This window comes from Pseudogemmobacter hezensis, from assembly GCF_013155295.1.
Lineage (GTDB): Bacteria > Pseudomonadota > Alphaproteobacteria > Rhodobacterales > Rhodobacteraceae > Pseudogemmobacter > Pseudogemmobacter hezensis.
In genome coordinates this window covers 1-15,418 of sequence record NZ_JABJXT010000009.1, presented here as the reverse complement: position 1 = coordinate 15,418, position 15,418 = coordinate 1, and the positions used below count along the sequence as shown (strand labels likewise).

The window sequence follows — 15,418 nt, the reverse complement described above, 5'->3', positions numbered from 1 at the left end:
ACGCCTAGCCCTCGTTCTGCGCGGGCGAGGGATGGCGGCTGAAGGCCGGGTCGGGCCGCCCCACGTCTGGCTGTCCCAGGTCTGGGTGCCCCACCTCTGATTGCCCAACATCTGGCGCCCCCGGATCTGGCGACCCGGCCTCTGGCGACCCGGCCTCTGGCCCTGCGCCCATGCGGCCGGGGGGGGGGGGGGCGTCTGTTTCCGGTCCGCCCGCCTCTGAGCCCCCCGCCTCAGAGTCTCCCGCCTCTGAACCTCCCATGTCTGAGCCTCCCAGGTCTGAGACCCCCAGATCTGAACCCGGCACGTCTGGATCTGACAGCCCAGGCGCCAGCGCCGCCGCCAAAGCCACCAGTGCCGCCCAGATCAGGAAGAACCAGATCACATCAGAGGAGAGCAACCGCTGCCCGCCATCCGCCGGGCTCCAGAGCATCGGCACCAAAAGCGCAAGCAGGCCAAAGACCGGCAAAAGCCGCGCCGCATCGCGCAACCGGCGGCGGCGATAGGGAATGCGGGCCAGAAAAAGCGGGCGTGGCGGTTTCATTGCCAACCCTGGCACCAGCTGTGCCCCTGATGCCAGCCCCCACGGTGCCTGCCCCTACATTGCATGCGCCCGTGAAACCCTGCCGCGGTGGATACGGGCTGGCCCAGGGCCGGGGCCTGCATAAGCACCCCGAATGCCAGCCGCGCGGCCCTGCCCCCAAATCGCCGGATCCGGAAATCAGCCCGCACTGTCTGCAGCCCTGTCCTGCGCCACAGCCGCGGGCTGCGCCGGGTCCAGCCCGGTCAGGCTGCGCACCTCGGCCACGATCCCGGCATTTGAAAAGGGCTTGGTCATGAAACGCGTCGCCCCGGCCCGCTCGGCCGCCTCACGGTCACGCGGCAGGCCCTTGGCGGTCAGCATCAGCACCGGCACCGGGGCCGTCAGCGGGTCTGCCCGCAAAGCCTCCAGCACCTCAAGGCCGGACAGCCCCGGCAGCATATGGTCCAGGATCACCAGGGCAGGCCGCAGCTCTCGCGCCAGGGCGGGCGCATCACGGCCCTCGCCATGGTGGATCACCTCCCAGCCGGCCCGCGACAGGATGAACTGGATCGCCTCGGCGATATTGGGCTCATCCTCGACCAGCAACACCCTGCGGTTGTCTTGCGTGACCATCTGACCCGATCCCTTCCCCCCGCCGATCCTGGGCCTCCCCCCGGGCCGAACAATCGCAGATTGCGCAGACGCAGGGAAATGGCGGGACCAGCACTCTTCCCCCGGTCACTATTCAATAAAATGTCGCTGGCTGTCAAAAGGTGATCTGTCTGCGACCAGAACCGACGGATGGGGCCAGGGCGCCCTGCTGCGCAGGCTCGCTGAGGATTGAGGGTTCGCGTCGCGCCGGACAGGCCTCACGCGGGCAAAGACGGCAGGTGCTGCCCGCCGCAAGATCGGGGGGCGTCATTCCCGATGCCGCAAGATCCGGCGTCACGCGCCGCGTATCATCGGGCAGGATCAGCATCGTGGCCTCGCGCAGCTCTGGCCCGCCAAAGCCCCAGGGCAGACGCGCCTCGCAAAAGGCCAGGCACAGAAAGCGCCCGCCGCCCGGCTGCGGCATCGCCACCCGCGCCGTAACCGGCTGCCCGGACCGCATCAGCGCCGTGAACAAAGGCCAAAGCGGGCACGCCGCCCCATAGCGCGGCAGCGCGAACCCGGCGACCGGCTTGCGAAACAACAGCGTTCCCGAGGCATCGCAGCGCACCAGCCCCGCCGCCACATCGGGGCGCAGGGCCACACGCCGCATCACCGCCTGGACCGGAACCCCGAACCGCGCCGCCAGCAAAGCCGGATCGCCACTTTCGGCCCAGGCCGTGCTAAATTCAGCCTCGGGCATCGCCGCCAGATCGGCCCGCATGGCCGCAATCCAGGCCCGCGCCAGATCCTTTGCGCCTGCAGATTTCAGCCGCGCCAGCGCCACTTCTTCATCTTCGGGCAAAGACCAGTTCAGCGCGGCGGCCCAGGTCTCAAGTTCATCCTGGGGGGTGACGGCCGCGCTTTCGGCCTCATCGCCGGAATGGTCCAGCCAGGAGATCAGCGCCTCGGCCCCGCCGACCAGCCGCTCGCTGTCGTGATGCAGGTTCTGGTGAAAGCGGCGCTGCCAGTCGGGGGTCAGATCCTCGGTCTCGACCAGGATCCCCGCCGTCGCCCTGACCGCCGAGAGAGCCGAGAGCAGCTCGTGCAGCGCCGCCGAGAGATGCGGGTCATGGCCCAGCCGGTCGTTCAGCGCTGCCATCCCCTGGCGCAGGCCTGCGATATGGGCCTGCAGATCGGCAATCAGCTGCGCCCAGCCGGGATAGCGCCCGGCCAGCTCGGCCGCGCGATCGGTTTCCGCGCCCGAGCCGGGAAAGCCCGCCGCCGCCGCCCGCAGATCGGCGACCAGCGCGCCAGGCTCGGCTTCGGTGAAATCGCCGGGCGGCAGGCCAAGCGCCCCGGCCAGACGCTCAAGCACATCGGGGGTGACATTGCGGCGGTTGTGCTCGATCAGGTTCAGATATGAGGGCGAGATCCCCGCCGCGCGGGATACATCCCCCTGGCGCAATCCGGCCTGGAGACGCCGCTCGCGCAGCCGCGTGCCGATCAGGGTGGCGCGGGACATGGATCCTCCGGTTGGCGATTGGCAGCGGGGGCCGTTGTGGCTGCCCTGGATGCAGGCAGATCAGCGCCGCCGAATTTACAGCGGCGTGAAAATTTTACAACGCAGCAGTTTTACCGCGCCCCCACACCCGCACGCCATCCCACCAAACCCCGCGCCGATCAGACACCGCTGACCGGGATCGCGCCGCGCTGCACCGGGCGCGGCGCGGTCAGCTCTTTCCATTTTGACAGCGCCTGATTGACAGCGCCCCTGGGGGGACGGGCGACGAATTTACCATGCCCCTCGGCAGAGCTGAGCGCCCCTTCGGTCACCGCGACATGGCCACGTGACAGCACGAAACGCGGGCCGCCGATCACCTCTTTGCCCTCAAACACGTTGTAATCAATCGCGGATTGCTGGCTTTCAGCGGTGATCACCTTTGCCCGCGCCGGATCCCAGACCACCAGATCGGCATCCGCGCCAACCAGAACCGCCCCCTTCTTCGGATAGCAATTCAGGATCTTGGCGATATTACCTGAGGTGAGCGCCACGAATTCATTCATGGTGATCCGCCCGGTCCGGACGCCATGGGTCCAAAGCATGGTCATCCGGTCCTCAAGCCCGCCGGTGCCATTGGGGATCTTTGTAAAATCGCCCAACCCGGTGCGTTTTTGCGCGGTGGTAAAGGCGCAGTGATCGGTCGCCACGCAAGACAGCGACCCCGAGGCCAGCCCCGCCCAGAGGCTGTCCTGGTGGCGTTTGTTGCGAAACGGCGGCGACATCACGCGGCGCGCCGCATGATCCCAGTCCTGGCTGAAATATTCGCTTTCATCCAGGGTCAGATGCTGGATCAGCGGCTCGCCCCAGACGCGGCTGCCGTTCTGACGCGCACGGCGGATCGCCTCATGCGATTCCTCACAGGAGACATGCACGACATAAAGCGGCACGCCCGCCATTTCGGCGATCATGATGGCGCGATTGGTGGCCTCACCCTCGACGGCGGGGGGACGGGAATAGGCGTGTCCCTCGGGGCCATTGTTGCCCGAGGCCAGAAGTTTCGCCTGCAACTCGGCCACCAGATCGCCATTTTCGGCATGCACGAAGGGGATCGCGCCCAGATCGGCGCAGCGGGTGAAGGATGCGAACATCTCGTCATCATTCACCATCAGCGCGCCCTTATAGGCCATGAAATGCTTGAAGCTGTTGATGCCCCGGGCCGTGACCTGCGCCATCTCATCAAAGACCTGCTGATCCCACCAGGTCACCGCCATATGGAAGGAATAGTCGCAATGCGCCCGTGCGCCCTTGTTGTCCCAAAGCTTCAGCGCGTCCATCAGCCCCTGGCCCGGCGCGGGCAGCACGAAATCAACCACCATCGTCGTGCCGCCCGCCAGCGCGGCCCGGGTGCCAGAGTCGAAATCATCGGCCGAATAGGTGCCCATGAAGGGCATCTCAAGATGGGTATGGGGGTCAATGCCGCCAGGCATCACATAGCAGCCCGCGGCATCCAGCACCTGGTCGCCCTGCAATCCATGGCCGATGGCGATGATCTGCCCCGCCTCGATCAGCACATCCGAGACATAGCTCAGATCGGCTGTGACAATCGTGCCGCCTTTGATAACCGTGCTCATGACGTTCCCCCTGTTATTGGCCCGCACAAACCGGATCGGCCAGCGCCTCGCGCAGGCCACCGGCCGGAAAATCGAATTCGGTTCCGACCTCTTCGCCCATCACGGCAAGGATCACGCCGGCGCTGTTTTGCAGCCGTTCGACGCTTTCCGGGCCAAGCGCCGTGAAATAGCTGCCACCGGCATAGGGCATCTCGTTCAGATCAATGCTGTCGCCATCAGAAAGCCCGATGCGCGCGGTGATCGTGCCGCCGAAGGCCGCCTCGCCTGCGGCCGAATAGCGGATGGTGCGATTGCCCCCCTCATCGGTCCAGCAAGACAGATAAAGACCGTTGCCGACCGCATCGCGCAGATAGGCCTCGGCGAATTCGGCCTCAGCGCGCCCGACCACAACCGGGTGCGAGCCGCCGCTCTCAGCCAGATATTGCAGCTGCCAGCCCCCGGCCAGGGCGGCACCCGCCGATGCCAGCAAAGCAAGGGGGGCGAGAGCGCCCGGGCGCAGCAGAACACCAGGGCGGGCAGATTTCAGGGATGACAGTTTCATAGCCTTGCCTTTGCCTCTCACGCCACCACTTCGGCGGTCTCAAGCACCGCATGCAGCAGCACATCGGTGCCCGCCGCCGCCCATTCCGGGCTGATCGCCTCGGCCTCATTGTGCGAAAGCCCCCCCTCGCAGGGGCAAAAGATCATCGTGGTCGGCGCGATGCGGGCGATCCAGCAGGCATCATGCCCCGCGCCCGAGACGATGTCGCGCTGGCTATAGCCCAGCTGCCTCGCCGCGCGGCGCACGGTATCGACCAGATCGGGCGTGAAGGTGACCGGGTCGAAATGGCCGACCGCCTCAACCGTGCAACCCACGCCGAGTGTGTCGCATATCTGCGCCGCCCCCGCCTCGATCGCGGCCCGCATCCGGTCAAGTTTAGCCTGATCGACGGTGCGGATATCGACGGTGAAAACCACCGTTCCCGGCAGCACATTGCGCGAGTTGGGCGCAAAGCGCACCTGGCCCACGCCCCCCACCGCATCGGGCTGGTTTTCCATCGCAACATCCTGCACCAGCTCAAATATCCGCGCCATGGCGAGGCCTGCATTTTTGCGCATCGCCATCGGGGTTGATCCGGTATGGGCATCGCGCCCGGTCAGCGTGAACTCCAGCCACCAAAGCCCCTGGCCATGGGTGACGACGCCTATATCGACGCCCTCGGCCTCAAGGATCGGGCCCTGCTCGATATGCAGCTCATAATAGGCGTGGATCTTGCGGGCACCGGTCTTTTCCGCCCCCAGCCAGCCGATCCGCGCCAGCTCATCGCCATAGCGCTTGCCGTCGGGGTCCTGGCGGCTCCAGGCGTGCTCCTGGTCGATCACCCCGGCAAATACCCCCGAGGCCACCATCGCAGGCGCAAACCGCGCCCCCTCTTCATTGGCCCAGTTCACCACCGTGATCGGATGGCGGGTGCGGATGCCCAGATCGTTCATGGTCCGAACCGCCTCCAGCGCGCCCAGGACCCCCAGCACGCCATCATATTTGCCGCCCGTCGGCTGGGTGTCGAGGTGGCTGCCCATGAAAACCGGGGCCGCGTCAGGATCGGTGCCGGGGCGGGTGAAGAACATCGTGCCCATCTGATCGACGCCCATTTCCATGCCCGCAGCCTCGGCCCAGGTGCGGAAAAGATGGCGGCCCTCATTGTCCTGATCGGTCAGCGCCTGGCGATTGTTGCCGCCCGCGACGCCGGGGCCGATCTTTGCCATCTCCATCAGGCTTTCCCACAGCCGTTCGGAATTGATGCGCAGATTCTCGCGCGCTTTGGCCATGACACTCTCCTGCTTTGTCGGTATGCGGCCATCTGCGGGCCTGTCTTTAAGGCAAAGGCCAACACAAGCTGACCATCCGGTCAAGAATTATCCCACCCCATCCGCCGAAGGTTTGACCTTGGCCCCGCCCGGTGATTAAGTTTTCACATGCAGATCAAGACCGCCCGCGCCCCGCGCCGCAGCCGTATCCAGCAAAAGAACCGCGAGACGATCCTGAGCGCGGCGCTGGAGGTGTTTTCCGCCCATGGATTTCGCGGGGCCACGCTGGATGAGATCGCCCAGGTCGCGGGCCTCTCAAAGCCGAATCTGCTTTATTATTTCAGCTCGAAAGAAGAGATCTACCGCGACCTGCTGACCGGCCTGATGGCCGCCTGGCTGGAGCCATTGCGCGCCATGCGTGAAGAGGGTGACCCCCTGGCCGAGATCATGGGCTATATGCGGCGCAAACTGGATCTCTCGCGTGATTTTCCGCGTGAAAGCCGGCTGTTTGCCACCGAGATCATTCAGGGCGCACCCAGGATCAATGAGGTGATCCGGCACGAATTGCATGATCTGGTGCAGGATAAAGCAACCGTGCTGCGGCGCTGGATGGATCAGGGGCGGCTGCGCCGCTCTGACCCGGTGCATCTGATCATTTCGGTCTGGGCGCTGACGCAGCATTACGCCGATTTCGAGGCCCAGACCCGCAGCGTGCTGGGCGCGGATCAGGATCCCTGGACAGGTGGCGCCGCCTTTCTGGAAACGCTTTATCTGCGGCTGCTGGCGCCGCTGAACCCGGGCTGAGCGCAGCTGCAGATCGTGGATTTTCCGTTAAAGTTAAACTTTAATATGAAGCAGTAACCGTTTTGATATCATTGCATTTTATGACACCCTCAACCTGTGGGGCATTCTTATTCGTGGGGTGACGGTTATGGGATTCATTTCCGCCGTCCGTCCTGTCCTGCCGACCGCAGATCTGCCGTCGCATGGCCAGGCCGGAAATTCAGCCGGTTCCGTGTCGGCATCACAAAGCAGTGGCCGGGCGTCAGATGCTGGCAGCACTGAAATCGCAAATCCGGTTGCGCAGACTGTCGGCACCAATGCCAGCCGCCCGCCGCTGACCGATCAAAGCAACCTGCAAGAGCTGGCCAAAACCAAGGTCGAAGAGGCGCAGCGGGCCTATATGATGACGCTGCGGGCGGTGGGCGTGAACCCGCTGGCAAACCGGGTGCCCTGAGCCGTCGCCCGGGCCAGATCCCGGGTCATCTCAGACCTGTCTCAAACACGGTCAGCCCGGGCCTTTCCCCCCGTTGTGCAGCCGCGCGCCATGCAACGACAGCGCTGCCAGGATGCCCGCCGCACCCTGGCAGCCCCCGCCTATTCGGCTGCAGGCCGTGCCGCCGGATTGTTCGGATGCGTTGTCCAATTCGCATAATCGCCCACCACCTGCCCGGTGCGCGGATCGGTCTGGCCTTTGGCCATCGGCTCCATCGTGATGCAATTCTCGACCGGGCAGACATTGACGCAGAGGTTGCAGGCGACGCATTCCTCTTCTTTGACGGTAAAGACCCGCCCCGGCCCCATGGCAATCGCCTGGTGGCTGGTGTCCTCACAGGCGGCATAGCAGCGGCCGCATTTGATGCAGTCGTCCTGGCTGATATGCGCCTTGGCCACGTAATTCAGGTTCAGATGCTGCCAGTCGGTGACATTGGGCACCGCGCGGCCGCGCAGCTCTTCCAGCGTCATGCCCTTCTCATCGAGATATTCGCTGAGGCCGGAAATCAGCTCTTGCACCACTTTGAAACCATAGGTCATCGCAACCGTGCAGGCCTGGACTGTGCCGCAGCCAAGCGCGATGAACTCTGCCGCATCGCGCCAGGTCGTCACGCCGCCAATCCCGGAAATCGGCAGGCCCGCCGTTGCCGGATTGCGGGCGATCTCGGCCACCATATTCAGCGCGATCGGCTTCACCGCCGGGCCGCAATAGCCGCCATGGCTGCCCTTGCCGTCGATCATCGGCTCGGGCGAGAAACTGTCGAGATTGACCGAGGTGATCGAGTTGATCGTATTGATCAGGCTGACCGCATCGGCCCCACCGCGCCGGGCGGCCTCGGCGGGTTTGCGGATGTCGCTGATGTTCGGCGTCAGTTTCACGATGCAGGGCATGCGCGAATATTGCTTCACCCAGCGGGTGACCATCTCGATATATTCGGGCACCTGCCCCACAGCCGAGCCCATGCCGCGTTCCGCCATCCCATGCGGGCAGCCGAAGTTCAGTTCGACCCCATCGGCCTCGGTATCCTCGATTTTGGCAAGGATATCCTTCCAGCTGTCCTCATCGCAGGGCACCATCAAAGAGATGATCAGCGCCCGGTCGCGCCATTTGCGGCGCACGCGTTTGATCTCATCCAGGTTCACCTGCAGCGGGCGGTCGGTGATCAGCTCGATATTGTTCAGCCCCAAAAGCCGGCGATCCGCGCCCCAGACCGCGCCATAGCGCGGGCCGTTGACGTTCACGACCGGGGGCCCTTCCGCGCCGAGGGTTTTCCAGACCACGCCGCCCCAGCCCGCCTCAAAGGCGCGCTCGACGTTATATTCTTTGTCGGTGGGCGGGGCCGAGGCCAGCCAGAACGGATTGGGGGAACGGATGCCAAGGAAATTTGTTGTAAGATCAGCCATTTGGGCCTCCCTGGAGATGGACGGCTGCGGGCCGCCTCTGGTGTCTGGGGAAAGGGGTCACAGATGCAAAAGGCGCGGCCAGAGACTGCTCTGCCGCGCCTTTGGTTCTTCGCGTAAAAGCTGGGTCTAGCCGAACAGCCAGCCCCAGGCCCAGCTGATCACCCAGCCGCCGACCTCGCCGAATTTCAGCACGACCCCGGCCCAGGCGATGCAGCCCAGCGTGTTCCAAAAGGCGAACCGCCCCAGGGTCATGCCGCTCATCCCGGCCATCAGAAAGACGACGGGGCGCAGGACGGTGACGAAATGGCCGCCGAAAACGGTGATCGGGCCCCAGCGGGTAAAGGCCTTGTTGGCCTGCACTTTCCATTCCGGATGGTCGCGCATCGGCCGCATCTGCAGGATCGCCGCGCCGTAGCGCCAGCCCAGCCAGTATGAGAAGAACGAGCCGACCATCGCCCCCAGCGAGGCCCCGATCCACAGCGTCGTAAAGCTGAGAACGCCATTGGCCGCAAAGGCCCCGACCGCCACCATGATCGCGGTTGAGGGGATGATGATCGACAGAAAGGCCGTGGTCTCGGCTGCCGCCAGGATCAGCATGATCCAGGGGGCAAGCGCCTGATGACGCTCGATAAAGTCGATGATTTGCGCGATCAGATCGTTCATGGCCCCTCACGTTCTGACGCTGATTTGAACGAGAAGAATGGCCAAGACAAGGCAGAAGCGGCTCTTTTTGCCAATCGTTACAAGGATGTGGCCCTGACATGGTCAAAGCCCGCAAAGATGCAGATGGATCGCCTCGGCGGCGTCGCGGCCCTCGGCCACGGCTGTCACCGTCAGATCCTCGCCGCCTGCCGCGCAGTCGCCGCCCGCCCAGACCCGCGCCGGGGCCGCGCCGATCTTGCCGCCCCTGGCCTCGATCCCATCGGGCAGCCCGGTCAGGCGCTGGCCAATCGCCCGCAAGACCTGATCGGCCCGCAGGGTGAAGGTCTCGGGCAAAAGGCGCAGCCTGCCGCCCTCGTCAGCGGTATAGGCGAATTCGACCGCCTCGACCTGGCCCTTGCCGATCAGCCGCAGCGGCGCGGCATTGTGGATGATTCGCACCCCCTTGCTGGTCGCATGTTCCTGCTCATGCGCCGAGGCCGACATTTGATCCTGGCCGCGGCGATAGACGATGGTGACATTTTCCGCGCCCAAAAGCCGCGATTGCACCGCGGCATCCACCGCCGTCATGCCGCCGCCGATCACCACCACATCGCGGCCAACCGGCAGCACAGACAGATCTTCCGCCTGGCGCAGCTCGGCGATGAAATCGACCGCATTGCTGATGCCTGCCAGATCCTCGCCCTCGGTCCCCAGAAGATTGACGCCCTGCAGCCCCACCCCAAGGAAGACCGCGTCATATTCCTCGCGCAGATCCTGCAAAGCGAAATCGCGGCCCAGCTCTGCGCCCAGCCGCAGCTCGATGCCGCCGATCTGCAGCAGCCAGTCAACCTCACGCTGGGCAAAGCCGCCGGTGGATTTATAGCTGGCAATGCCGAACTCATTCAGCCCGCCCGCTTTGCTGCGGCGTTCAAAAATCACCACGTCATGGCCCTTCATCGCCAGCCGATGCGCACAGGCCAGCCCCGCCGGACCCGCGCCGACCACGGCAATCCGACGCCCGGTGCTGGCCTCGCGCACAAAGGGATGGCCCTTTTCCATCGCATAATCGGTGGCAAATCGCTGCAAACGACCGATTTCGACGGGTTTACCCTCGGCCACCTCGCGCACGCAGGCCTGTTCGCACAGCGTCTCGGTCGGGCAGACACGGGCGCAGATGCCGCCCAGGATGTTTTGCGACCAGATGGTTTTCGCCGCAGCCTCGGGGGTTGCAGTGGCGATCTGGCGGATGAAAAGCGGGATGTCGATCGCGGTCGGGCAGGCCGTCATGCAAGGCGCATCATGGCAGAAATAACAGCGATCCGCCGCCACCCGCGCCTCATGCACCTCTAAGGGCGGCGTATGATCCAGAAAGTTTCGTTCATAATCGGGGGCGGGCAAACGCCCTGCCACAATGCCGGGGGTCAGCTTGCTATTGGTCATCTGGTCAGACCTCTCTGTTGGGGTTTCGGGCTCTTGCGCGGCCCGTAATGCCTGGGCCCAGCGTGACACGGGTCCGATTTTTTACCAAATGGAAAAATTTCATCCGGACGGCTGGCCTGCATTTTTCGCCCTGCTGCGCAAATTTGCGGCATTCGCGCGCCAAAGAGCCGGTCCCGGTCGGCTTATCGGTGCTTTTCACCGCTGAGCACCTGCCCTATAAGCGGTGTTCAGCAGAAACGGGGCTTGTGAGCGGTATCATCCGCGACCACATCAGCGCCGCTAAACCAGTGCAAACAAGTCAACACGGCGACACAACGCCATCAGAGGACGGCATGAGCAAACATTCTTCCGACGCAGACGTCGCATTCATCTCGGCTTTGGCCGAGCTTCTGAACAAGAACGAGCTGACGGAGATCGCCGTCAAACGCGAATACGGCGAAGATGACAGCCTTGAGGTCAAGGTCGTCAAACAGGCCAATATCGTCACCACCGCTGTCGCGGCCCCTGCCCCGGCCTATGCCGCTGTTGCAGCCCCCGCAGCCGCAGCCGCGCCTGCCGCAATCGCTGTCTCGGAAGATCCCAGCCAGCACCCGGGCGCTGTAACCTCGCCGATGGTCGGCACCGTTTACCTGGCCGCCGAGCCGGGCGCGGCCGCCTTTGTCAGCGTTGGCACCCAGGTCAAAGAGGGCCAGACCCTTTTGATCATCGAGGCGATGAAAACCATGAATCACATCCCGGCGCCGAAATCCGGCACGGTGAAGCGCATCCTCGTCGATGACGCGACCCCCGTCGAATATGGCGCCCCGCTGATGATCATCGAGTGAGGTCGGGGATGTTTGAAAAACTCCTGATCGCCAACCGGGGCGAGATTGCGCTGCGCGTGATCCGGGCCTGCCGGGAAATGGGCATCCGCTCGGTCGCGGTGCATTCGACCGCTGACACCGATGCGATGCATGTGCGCCTTGCTGACGAATCCGTCTGCATCGGGCCTGCGGCCTCTTCGGGCTCTTATCTGAACAAGGCGGCGGTGATTTCCGCCTGTGAGATCTCGGGCGCGCAGGCTGTGCACCCGGGCTATGGCTTCCTGTCGGAAAACGCCGATTTCGCCCAGGCGCTGGAAGATCACGGCATCACCTTTATCGGCCCGACCGCCCAGCATATCCGCCTGATGGGCGACAAGATCACCGCGAAAGAAACCGCGAAGGAACTGGGCATCCCGGTCGTTCCCGGCTCTGACGGCGGCGTGCCCGATTATGAGACCGCGCAGCGCGTGGCCAAAGACATCGGCTATCCGGTGATCATCAAGGCCACCGCAGGCGGCGGCGGGCGCGGCATGAAAACCGCGCTGAGCGAGGCCGATCTTGAGGTTGCCTTCCGCACGGCGCGGTCCGAGGCGAAAGCCGCCTTCGGCAATGACGAAGTCTATATCGAGAAATACCTGCAAAAACCGCGCCATATCGAGATCCAGGTCTTTGGCGACGGCAAGGGCAAGGCGGTCCATCTGGGCGAGCGGGACTGCTCGCTGCAGCGCCGCCACCAGAAGGTCTTCGAGGAAGCACCCGGCCCGGCGATCACGCCCAAGCTGCGCGCCGAGATCGGCAAGGTCTGCGCGGATGCAGTGGCGAAGATCAATTACATCGGCGCCGGCACCATCGAGTTTCTCTATGAGGACGGCAAGTTCTACTTCATCGAGATGAACACGCGCCTGCAGGTCGAGCACCCGGTGACCGAGTTCATCTATGGCGTCGACCTCGTGCGCGAACAGATCCGCGTCGCGGCGGGGCTGCCGATGTCCTTCGTCCAGGCCGATCTTGAGGTGAATGGCCACGCGATCGAGGTGCGGATCAACGCTGAAAAGCTGCCGAACTTCACCCCCTCGCCTGGTCGGGTTAAAACCTTCCACGCGCCGGGCGGCCTTGGGGTACGGATGGATTCGGCGCTTTACGGCGGCTATTCGATCCCGCCCTATTACGACAGCCTGATCGGCAAGCTGATCGTCCATGGCCGCGACCGGCCAGAGGCGCTGGCCCGCCTGCGCCGCGCGCTTGGCGAGCTGGTCGTCGACGGGATCGAGACCACGGTGCCGCTGTTCGAGGCGCTGCTGAACGAGCCCGATATCCAGTCTGGGGATTACAATATCCACTGGCTGGAAAAATGGCTCGCGGCGCAGTTCGCCCCGCGCGACTGACCCCGAAAGCGATGTCTCAGATCACACCAGAGCTCCTGCTGCATGCCTATGCGGCAGGAGTTTTTCCTATGGCAGAGGGCCGTGATGACCCGGAAATCCACTGGGTCGACCCGCGCAAACGCGGCATCCTGCCACTCGATGGCTTCCACATCTCACGCAGCCTGGCGAAAACCATCCGCCGCAGCGGCTGGCGCGTGACGGTGAATGAGGCCTTCACCGACACCGTCCTGGCCTGCGCAGACCGCGCTGAGACCTGGATAAACGCTGAAATTCTTGATCTTTATCAACGCCTTCACGAGATGGGCTTCGCCCATAGCCTGGAGGTCTACGAGGATCGGGAAATGGTCGGCGGCGTCTATGGCGTCAGCCTGGGCGCGGCTTTTTTCGGCGAGAGTATGTTCTCGCGGCGCACCGATGCCTCAAAACTGGCGCTGGCCTTTCTGGTTCATCGGCTGCGGGCGGGCGGCTATCAGCTGCTGGATACGCAATTCATCACCCCGCATCTGGCCAGCCTGGGCGGGACAGAGATCCCCCGTGCCGCCTATCACCAGCGCCTGAAAGCAGCGCTGGCCCATCCGGCAAGGTTCACGCCCGAGGGTTACTCGCCCTCGCCCTCTTCGGTGCTTTCGGGGGTATCGACGGTCTCTGGCGGCTTATAGCCCGGCACGATGCAGCGCAGCACCCAGACGTCATAACGCGGATGCTCCATCGCGGAAAGCGCAGGCGCTGATGCCAGCATCCAGCCCGAGAAAACCGGATCCTGGCGGCTGGAATCCATGATGGTCAGATGCGCCTCGGCCTCGGCGGCGGGGTTTTCCACCGGGTAGCGACACTGGTTCAGCTGGATCGTCAGCCGCCCATTGGTCGCCGCCTGCCCGCGCGAGAGATCCAGGTCGCCCGTGCGCCCGGTCAGCGTATCAAGCCAGCGGATCACGCCGCCCTCAGCCTCGGCAAAGCTTTGCGCGGCCGCCGGGCCGGCAGCAAACAGCGCTACACAAAGAACCGCACGCACCAGCCGCATCAGCCGCCATCCGTGCCAGAGCTTGCGGCGCTGTCAGAGCCACCGCCCACGAATTTCATCAGCAGCGACAACAGCGAGACCGAGCCCTGCGTGTCCTCGATCTCATCACCGGGGGCCAGGACCTCATCCATGCCACCCGGGCGCAGCTCGACATAATTGCCGCCGAGCAACCCATCCTGCGAGATCAGAATGGCGGTATCGACCGGCAGTTCGATCCCCTGCTGCATAGAGATGGTCGCATCGGCAAAGAAGGTTTTCGGGTTCAGCGTCAGGGCGGTGATCGTCCCCACCTTCAGCCCCGCCAGCCGCACGTCAGAGCCGACCTGGATCCCGTCAACCGCCCGGAACGAGGCCACCAGCGGATAGCTTGCGCCAGCGCCAAAGCCACGCCCCGCGCTGCCTGCAGCCCAGACCGCAAAGCCGATCCCAACCGCCAGAACGGCAGCGCCCGTCAAAACCTCTGCGACAGAACGGCTCATTCCGGGGCCCAGGCCTCATAGTCCTGACGGGCCGCCGGCACGCCACGACGGATAGAGCCGGGCGGCGCATAGGCCAGATCCGAGCCGGACAGATTCTCGGCATGCGGCTTTTCCCAGACCTTATGCACCAGCGGCGCCTCGGTCGGCGGCTTTTCATAGGTATGGTGCAACCAGCCATGCCAGTCAGGCGGCACGCGGCTGGCTTCCATCTCGCCGTTGAAAATCACCCAGCGTTTTTTGCCATCGCGCGACTGATAATAGACATTCGCCTGGTCATCCTCACCCATCTTCACGCCTTTGCGCCAGGTAAAGAACCGCGTGTTCAGCGTCTCGCTGTTCCACCAGGTCAGAAAGCTGAGCAGGAATTTTTTCATACCTGTATCTCCGGGCATATCTTCCCCTCCGCTATGAACCAGCCAGCCCGAAAGGTCCAGAGCCAGCGCGCGTGCACGCCTTGTGCAGGACGGTTCCGGCTTAATTTCCCACCTTCAATCCCCCCGCCAGGGGCCGACAGATCCGCCGCCCGGAACATTTAGATCATTCCAGGCAGGCGGGCGGCTCGGGCAAACAGTGTCTCAGGCAAACAGTGTCTCAGGCAGGCGGAAGGCTGAGGCGGGCGGAAGGCTGGGCGCCCGGTTTGAATAAACCGCTGACCTGCGCTTTTTCAACGCCAGGCCTGCGCCCTGGCCGGTGTTGATCCAAATGTGTTGATCCAAAGACGCTGATCCAAAGACGATGCGAAGCGGGCAGTCGCCCGCCCCCCTGAAAATCCATGAGCAGACCCCCATGCTGACGCGCATTATAACTGATGGGCTTTGTTGCACTATCCGGCCGGCTCATGGATTCATGTTTGTGAGTCAGCGGGTTAGGTTGGCTCTATGAGCAAGCCGATCCCTCTTTTTCGCACAACGAACTGGTCGAGCTACAGCCGGGCCCTG

At 64.1% G+C, this 15,418-nt stretch carries 17 protein-coding genes; 5 read left to right on the top strand and 12 right to left on the bottom strand.

The features are described from left to right. Nucleotides 1–4 precede the first annotated feature (4 nt). From HOY34_RS21825 to HOY34_RS11430, 6 genes are all read right to left on the bottom strand, one after another. On the bottom strand, nucleotides 5–541 hold the full coding sequence (locus HOY34_RS21825; protein ID WP_216654723.1) for a hypothetical protein: 537 nt from the start codon (nucleotides 539–541) through the stop codon (nucleotides 5–7). 177 nt (nucleotides 542–718) lie between these two features. Continuing rightward, on the bottom strand, nucleotides 719–1,153 hold the full coding sequence (locus HOY34_RS11450; RefSeq protein ID WP_172362939.1) for a response regulator transcription factor: 435 nt from the start codon (nucleotides 1,151–1,153) through the stop codon (nucleotides 719–721). 133 nt (nucleotides 1,154–1,286) lie between these two features. After that, nucleotides 1,287–2,633 (bottom strand): helix-turn-helix transcriptional regulator, encoded by a 1,347-nt coding sequence (locus tag HOY34_RS11445; RefSeq protein WP_172362937.1) that lies wholly within the window; start codon nucleotides 2,631–2,633, stop codon nucleotides 1,287–1,289. A gap of 158 nt (nucleotides 2,634–2,791) precedes the next feature. Continuing rightward, the gene (hydA, locus tag HOY34_RS11440) at nucleotides 2,792–4,243 is read right to left on the bottom strand and encodes a dihydropyrimidinase (RefSeq protein WP_172362935.1); all 1,452 of its coding nucleotides are present in this window, start codon (nucleotides 4,241–4,243) and stop codon (nucleotides 2,792–2,794) included. A 13-nt stretch (nucleotides 4,244–4,256) separates the two neighbouring features. Next, nucleotides 4,257–4,784, bottom strand: coding sequence for a hypothetical protein (locus tag HOY34_RS11435; protein ID WP_172362933.1), 528 nt, complete (start codon nucleotides 4,782–4,784; stop codon nucleotides 4,257–4,259). Between the two features lie 17 nt (nucleotides 4,785–4,801). Next, nucleotides 4,802–6,052: a Zn-dependent hydrolase gene (locus tag HOY34_RS11430; protein WP_172362931.1), complete on the bottom strand. Its 1,251-nt coding sequence runs from the start codon at nucleotides 6,050–6,052 to the stop codon at nucleotides 4,802–4,804. A gap of 147 nt (nucleotides 6,053–6,199) precedes the next feature. On the opposite strand from HOY34_RS11430, the gene HOY34_RS11425 reads away from it, so the two are divergent. Together HOY34_RS11425 and HOY34_RS11420 are read left to right on the top strand one after the other, a co-directional pair. After that, nucleotides 6,200–6,835 carry a TetR family transcriptional regulator C-terminal domain-containing protein gene (locus HOY34_RS11425; protein ID WP_172362929.1) on the top strand — a complete coding sequence of 212 codons (636 nt, stop codon included), beginning with the start codon at nucleotides 6,200–6,202 and terminating at the stop codon, nucleotides 6,833–6,835. A 127-nt stretch (nucleotides 6,836–6,962) separates the two neighbouring features. Next, on the top strand, nucleotides 6,963–7,268 hold the full coding sequence (locus HOY34_RS11420) for a hypothetical protein (RefSeq protein ID WP_172362927.1): 306 nt from the start codon (nucleotides 6,963–6,965) through the stop codon (nucleotides 7,266–7,268). Between the two features lie 140 nt (nucleotides 7,269–7,408). Here HOY34_RS11420 and preA read toward each other — a convergent pair whose 3' ends face one another. The 3 genes from preA to HOY34_RS11405 all read right to left on the bottom strand — a co-directional run bounded on the left by preA (nucleotide 7,409) and on the right by HOY34_RS11405 (nucleotide 10,792). Continuing rightward, nucleotides 7,409–8,710, bottom strand: coding sequence for an NAD-dependent dihydropyrimidine dehydrogenase subunit PreA (gene preA, locus HOY34_RS11415; protein WP_172362925.1), 1,302 nt, complete (start codon nucleotides 8,708–8,710; stop codon nucleotides 7,409–7,411). Nucleotides 8,711–8,836: 126 nt separating this feature from the next. Next, entirely contained in the window at nucleotides 8,837–9,373 is a 537-nt protein-coding gene (locus HOY34_RS11410; RefSeq protein ID WP_172362923.1) for a DedA family protein, read from the bottom strand. 102 nt (nucleotides 9,374–9,475) lie between these two features. Continuing rightward, on the bottom strand, nucleotides 9,476–10,792 hold the full coding sequence (locus HOY34_RS11405; RefSeq protein WP_172362921.1) for an NAD(P)-dependent oxidoreductase: 1,317 nt from the start codon (nucleotides 10,790–10,792) through the stop codon (nucleotides 9,476–9,478). A 332-nt stretch (nucleotides 10,793–11,124) separates the two neighbouring features. Here HOY34_RS11405 and accB point away from each other — a divergent pair, with 332 nt between their 5' ends. The 3 genes from accB to aat are packed head-to-tail and all read left to right on the top strand — an operon-like array spanning nucleotide 11,125 to nucleotide 13,639. Then, nucleotides 11,125–11,616 (top strand): acetyl-CoA carboxylase biotin carboxyl carrier protein, encoded by a 492-nt coding sequence (gene accB, locus HOY34_RS11400; protein WP_172362919.1) that lies wholly within the window; start codon nucleotides 11,125–11,127, stop codon nucleotides 11,614–11,616. An 8-nt stretch (nucleotides 11,617–11,624) separates the two neighbouring features. Further along, entirely contained in the window at nucleotides 11,625–12,980 is a 1,356-nt protein-coding gene (gene accC, locus HOY34_RS11395; protein WP_172362917.1) for an acetyl-CoA carboxylase biotin carboxylase subunit, read from the top strand. An 11-nt stretch (nucleotides 12,981–12,991) separates the two neighbouring features. Further along, nucleotides 12,992–13,639, top strand: coding sequence for a leucyl/phenylalanyl-tRNA--protein transferase (aat, locus tag HOY34_RS11390; RefSeq protein ID WP_172362915.1), 648 nt, complete (start codon nucleotides 12,992–12,994; stop codon nucleotides 13,637–13,639). Here aat and HOY34_RS11385 read toward each other — a convergent pair. The 3 genes from HOY34_RS11385 to HOY34_RS11375 are packed head-to-tail and all read right to left on the bottom strand — an operon-like array spanning nucleotide 13,579 to nucleotide 14,854. Continuing rightward, nucleotides 13,579–14,001, bottom strand: coding sequence for a DUF2155 domain-containing protein (locus HOY34_RS11385; RefSeq protein ID WP_172362913.1), 423 nt, complete (start codon nucleotides 13,999–14,001; stop codon nucleotides 13,579–13,581). The two genes, aat and HOY34_RS11385, sit on opposite strands and share 61 nt — an antisense overlap. Beyond that, nucleotides 14,001–14,480, bottom strand: coding sequence for an outer membrane lipid asymmetry maintenance protein MlaD (gene mlaD / locus HOY34_RS11380; protein WP_172362911.1), 480 nt, complete (start codon nucleotides 14,478–14,480; stop codon nucleotides 14,001–14,003). Before mlaD ends, HOY34_RS11385 begins: the two co-directional genes overlap by 1 nt. Beyond that, nucleotides 14,477–14,854 carry an NADH:ubiquinone oxidoreductase subunit NDUFA12 gene (locus HOY34_RS11375; protein ID WP_172362909.1) on the bottom strand — a complete coding sequence of 126 codons (378 nt, stop codon included), beginning with the start codon at nucleotides 14,852–14,854 and terminating at the stop codon, nucleotides 14,477–14,479. Before HOY34_RS11375 ends, mlaD begins: the two co-directional genes overlap by 4 nt. Nucleotides 14,855–15,418: the final 564 nt, after the last annotated feature.

Bases quoted from the DNA above. Each gene is read 5' to 3' on its own strand.
- HOY34_RS21825 (WP_216654723.1), bottom strand. From the start codon at position 541: ATGAAACCGCCACGCCCGCTTTTTCTGGCCCGCATTCCCTATCGCCGC.
- HOY34_RS11450 (WP_172362939.1), bottom strand. From the start codon at position 1,153: ATGGTCACGCAAGACAACCGCAGGGTGTTGCTGGTCGAGGATGAGCCC.
- HOY34_RS11445 (WP_172362937.1), bottom strand. From the start codon at position 2,633: ATGTCCCGCGCCACCCTGATCGGCACGCGGCTGCGCGAGCGGCGTCTC.
- hydA (WP_172362935.1), bottom strand. From the start codon at position 4,243: ATGAGCACGGTTATCAAAGGCGGCACGATTGTCACAGCCGATCTGAGC.
- HOY34_RS11435 (WP_172362933.1), bottom strand. From the start codon at position 4,784: ATGAAACTGTCATCCCTGAAATCTGCCCGCCCTGGTGTTCTGCTGCGC.
- HOY34_RS11430 (WP_172362931.1), bottom strand. From the start codon at position 6,052: ATGGCCAAAGCGCGCGAGAATCTGCGCATCAATTCCGAACGGCTGTGG.
- HOY34_RS11425 (WP_172362929.1), top strand. From the start codon at position 6,200: ATGCAGATCAAGACCGCCCGCGCCCCGCGCCGCAGCCGTATCCAGCAA.
- HOY34_RS11420 (WP_172362927.1), top strand. From the start codon at position 6,963: ATGGGATTCATTTCCGCCGTCCGTCCTGTCCTGCCGACCGCAGATCTG.
- preA (WP_172362925.1), bottom strand. From the start codon at position 8,710: ATGGCTGATCTTACAACAAATTTCCTTGGCATCCGTTCCCCCAATCCG.
- HOY34_RS11410 (WP_172362923.1), bottom strand. From the start codon at position 9,373: ATGAACGATCTGATCGCGCAAATCATCGACTTTATCGAGCGTCATCAG.
- HOY34_RS11405 (WP_172362921.1), bottom strand. From the start codon at position 10,792: ATGACCAATAGCAAGCTGACCCCCGGCATTGTGGCAGGGCGTTTGCCC.
- accB (WP_172362919.1), top strand. From the start codon at position 11,125: ATGAGCAAACATTCTTCCGACGCAGACGTCGCATTCATCTCGGCTTTG.
- accC (WP_172362917.1), top strand. From the start codon at position 11,625: ATGTTTGAAAAACTCCTGATCGCCAACCGGGGCGAGATTGCGCTGCGC.
- aat (WP_172362915.1), top strand. From the start codon at position 12,992: ATGTCTCAGATCACACCAGAGCTCCTGCTGCATGCCTATGCGGCAGGA.
- HOY34_RS11385 (WP_172362913.1), bottom strand. From the start codon at position 14,001: ATGCGGCTGGTGCGTGCGGTTCTTTGTGTAGCGCTGTTTGCTGCCGGC.
- mlaD (WP_172362911.1), bottom strand. From the start codon at position 14,480: ATGAGCCGTTCTGTCGCAGAGGTTTTGACGGGCGCTGCCGTTCTGGCG.
- HOY34_RS11375 (WP_172362909.1), bottom strand. From the start codon at position 14,854: ATGAAAAAATTCCTGCTCAGCTTTCTGACCTGGTGGAACAGCGAGACG.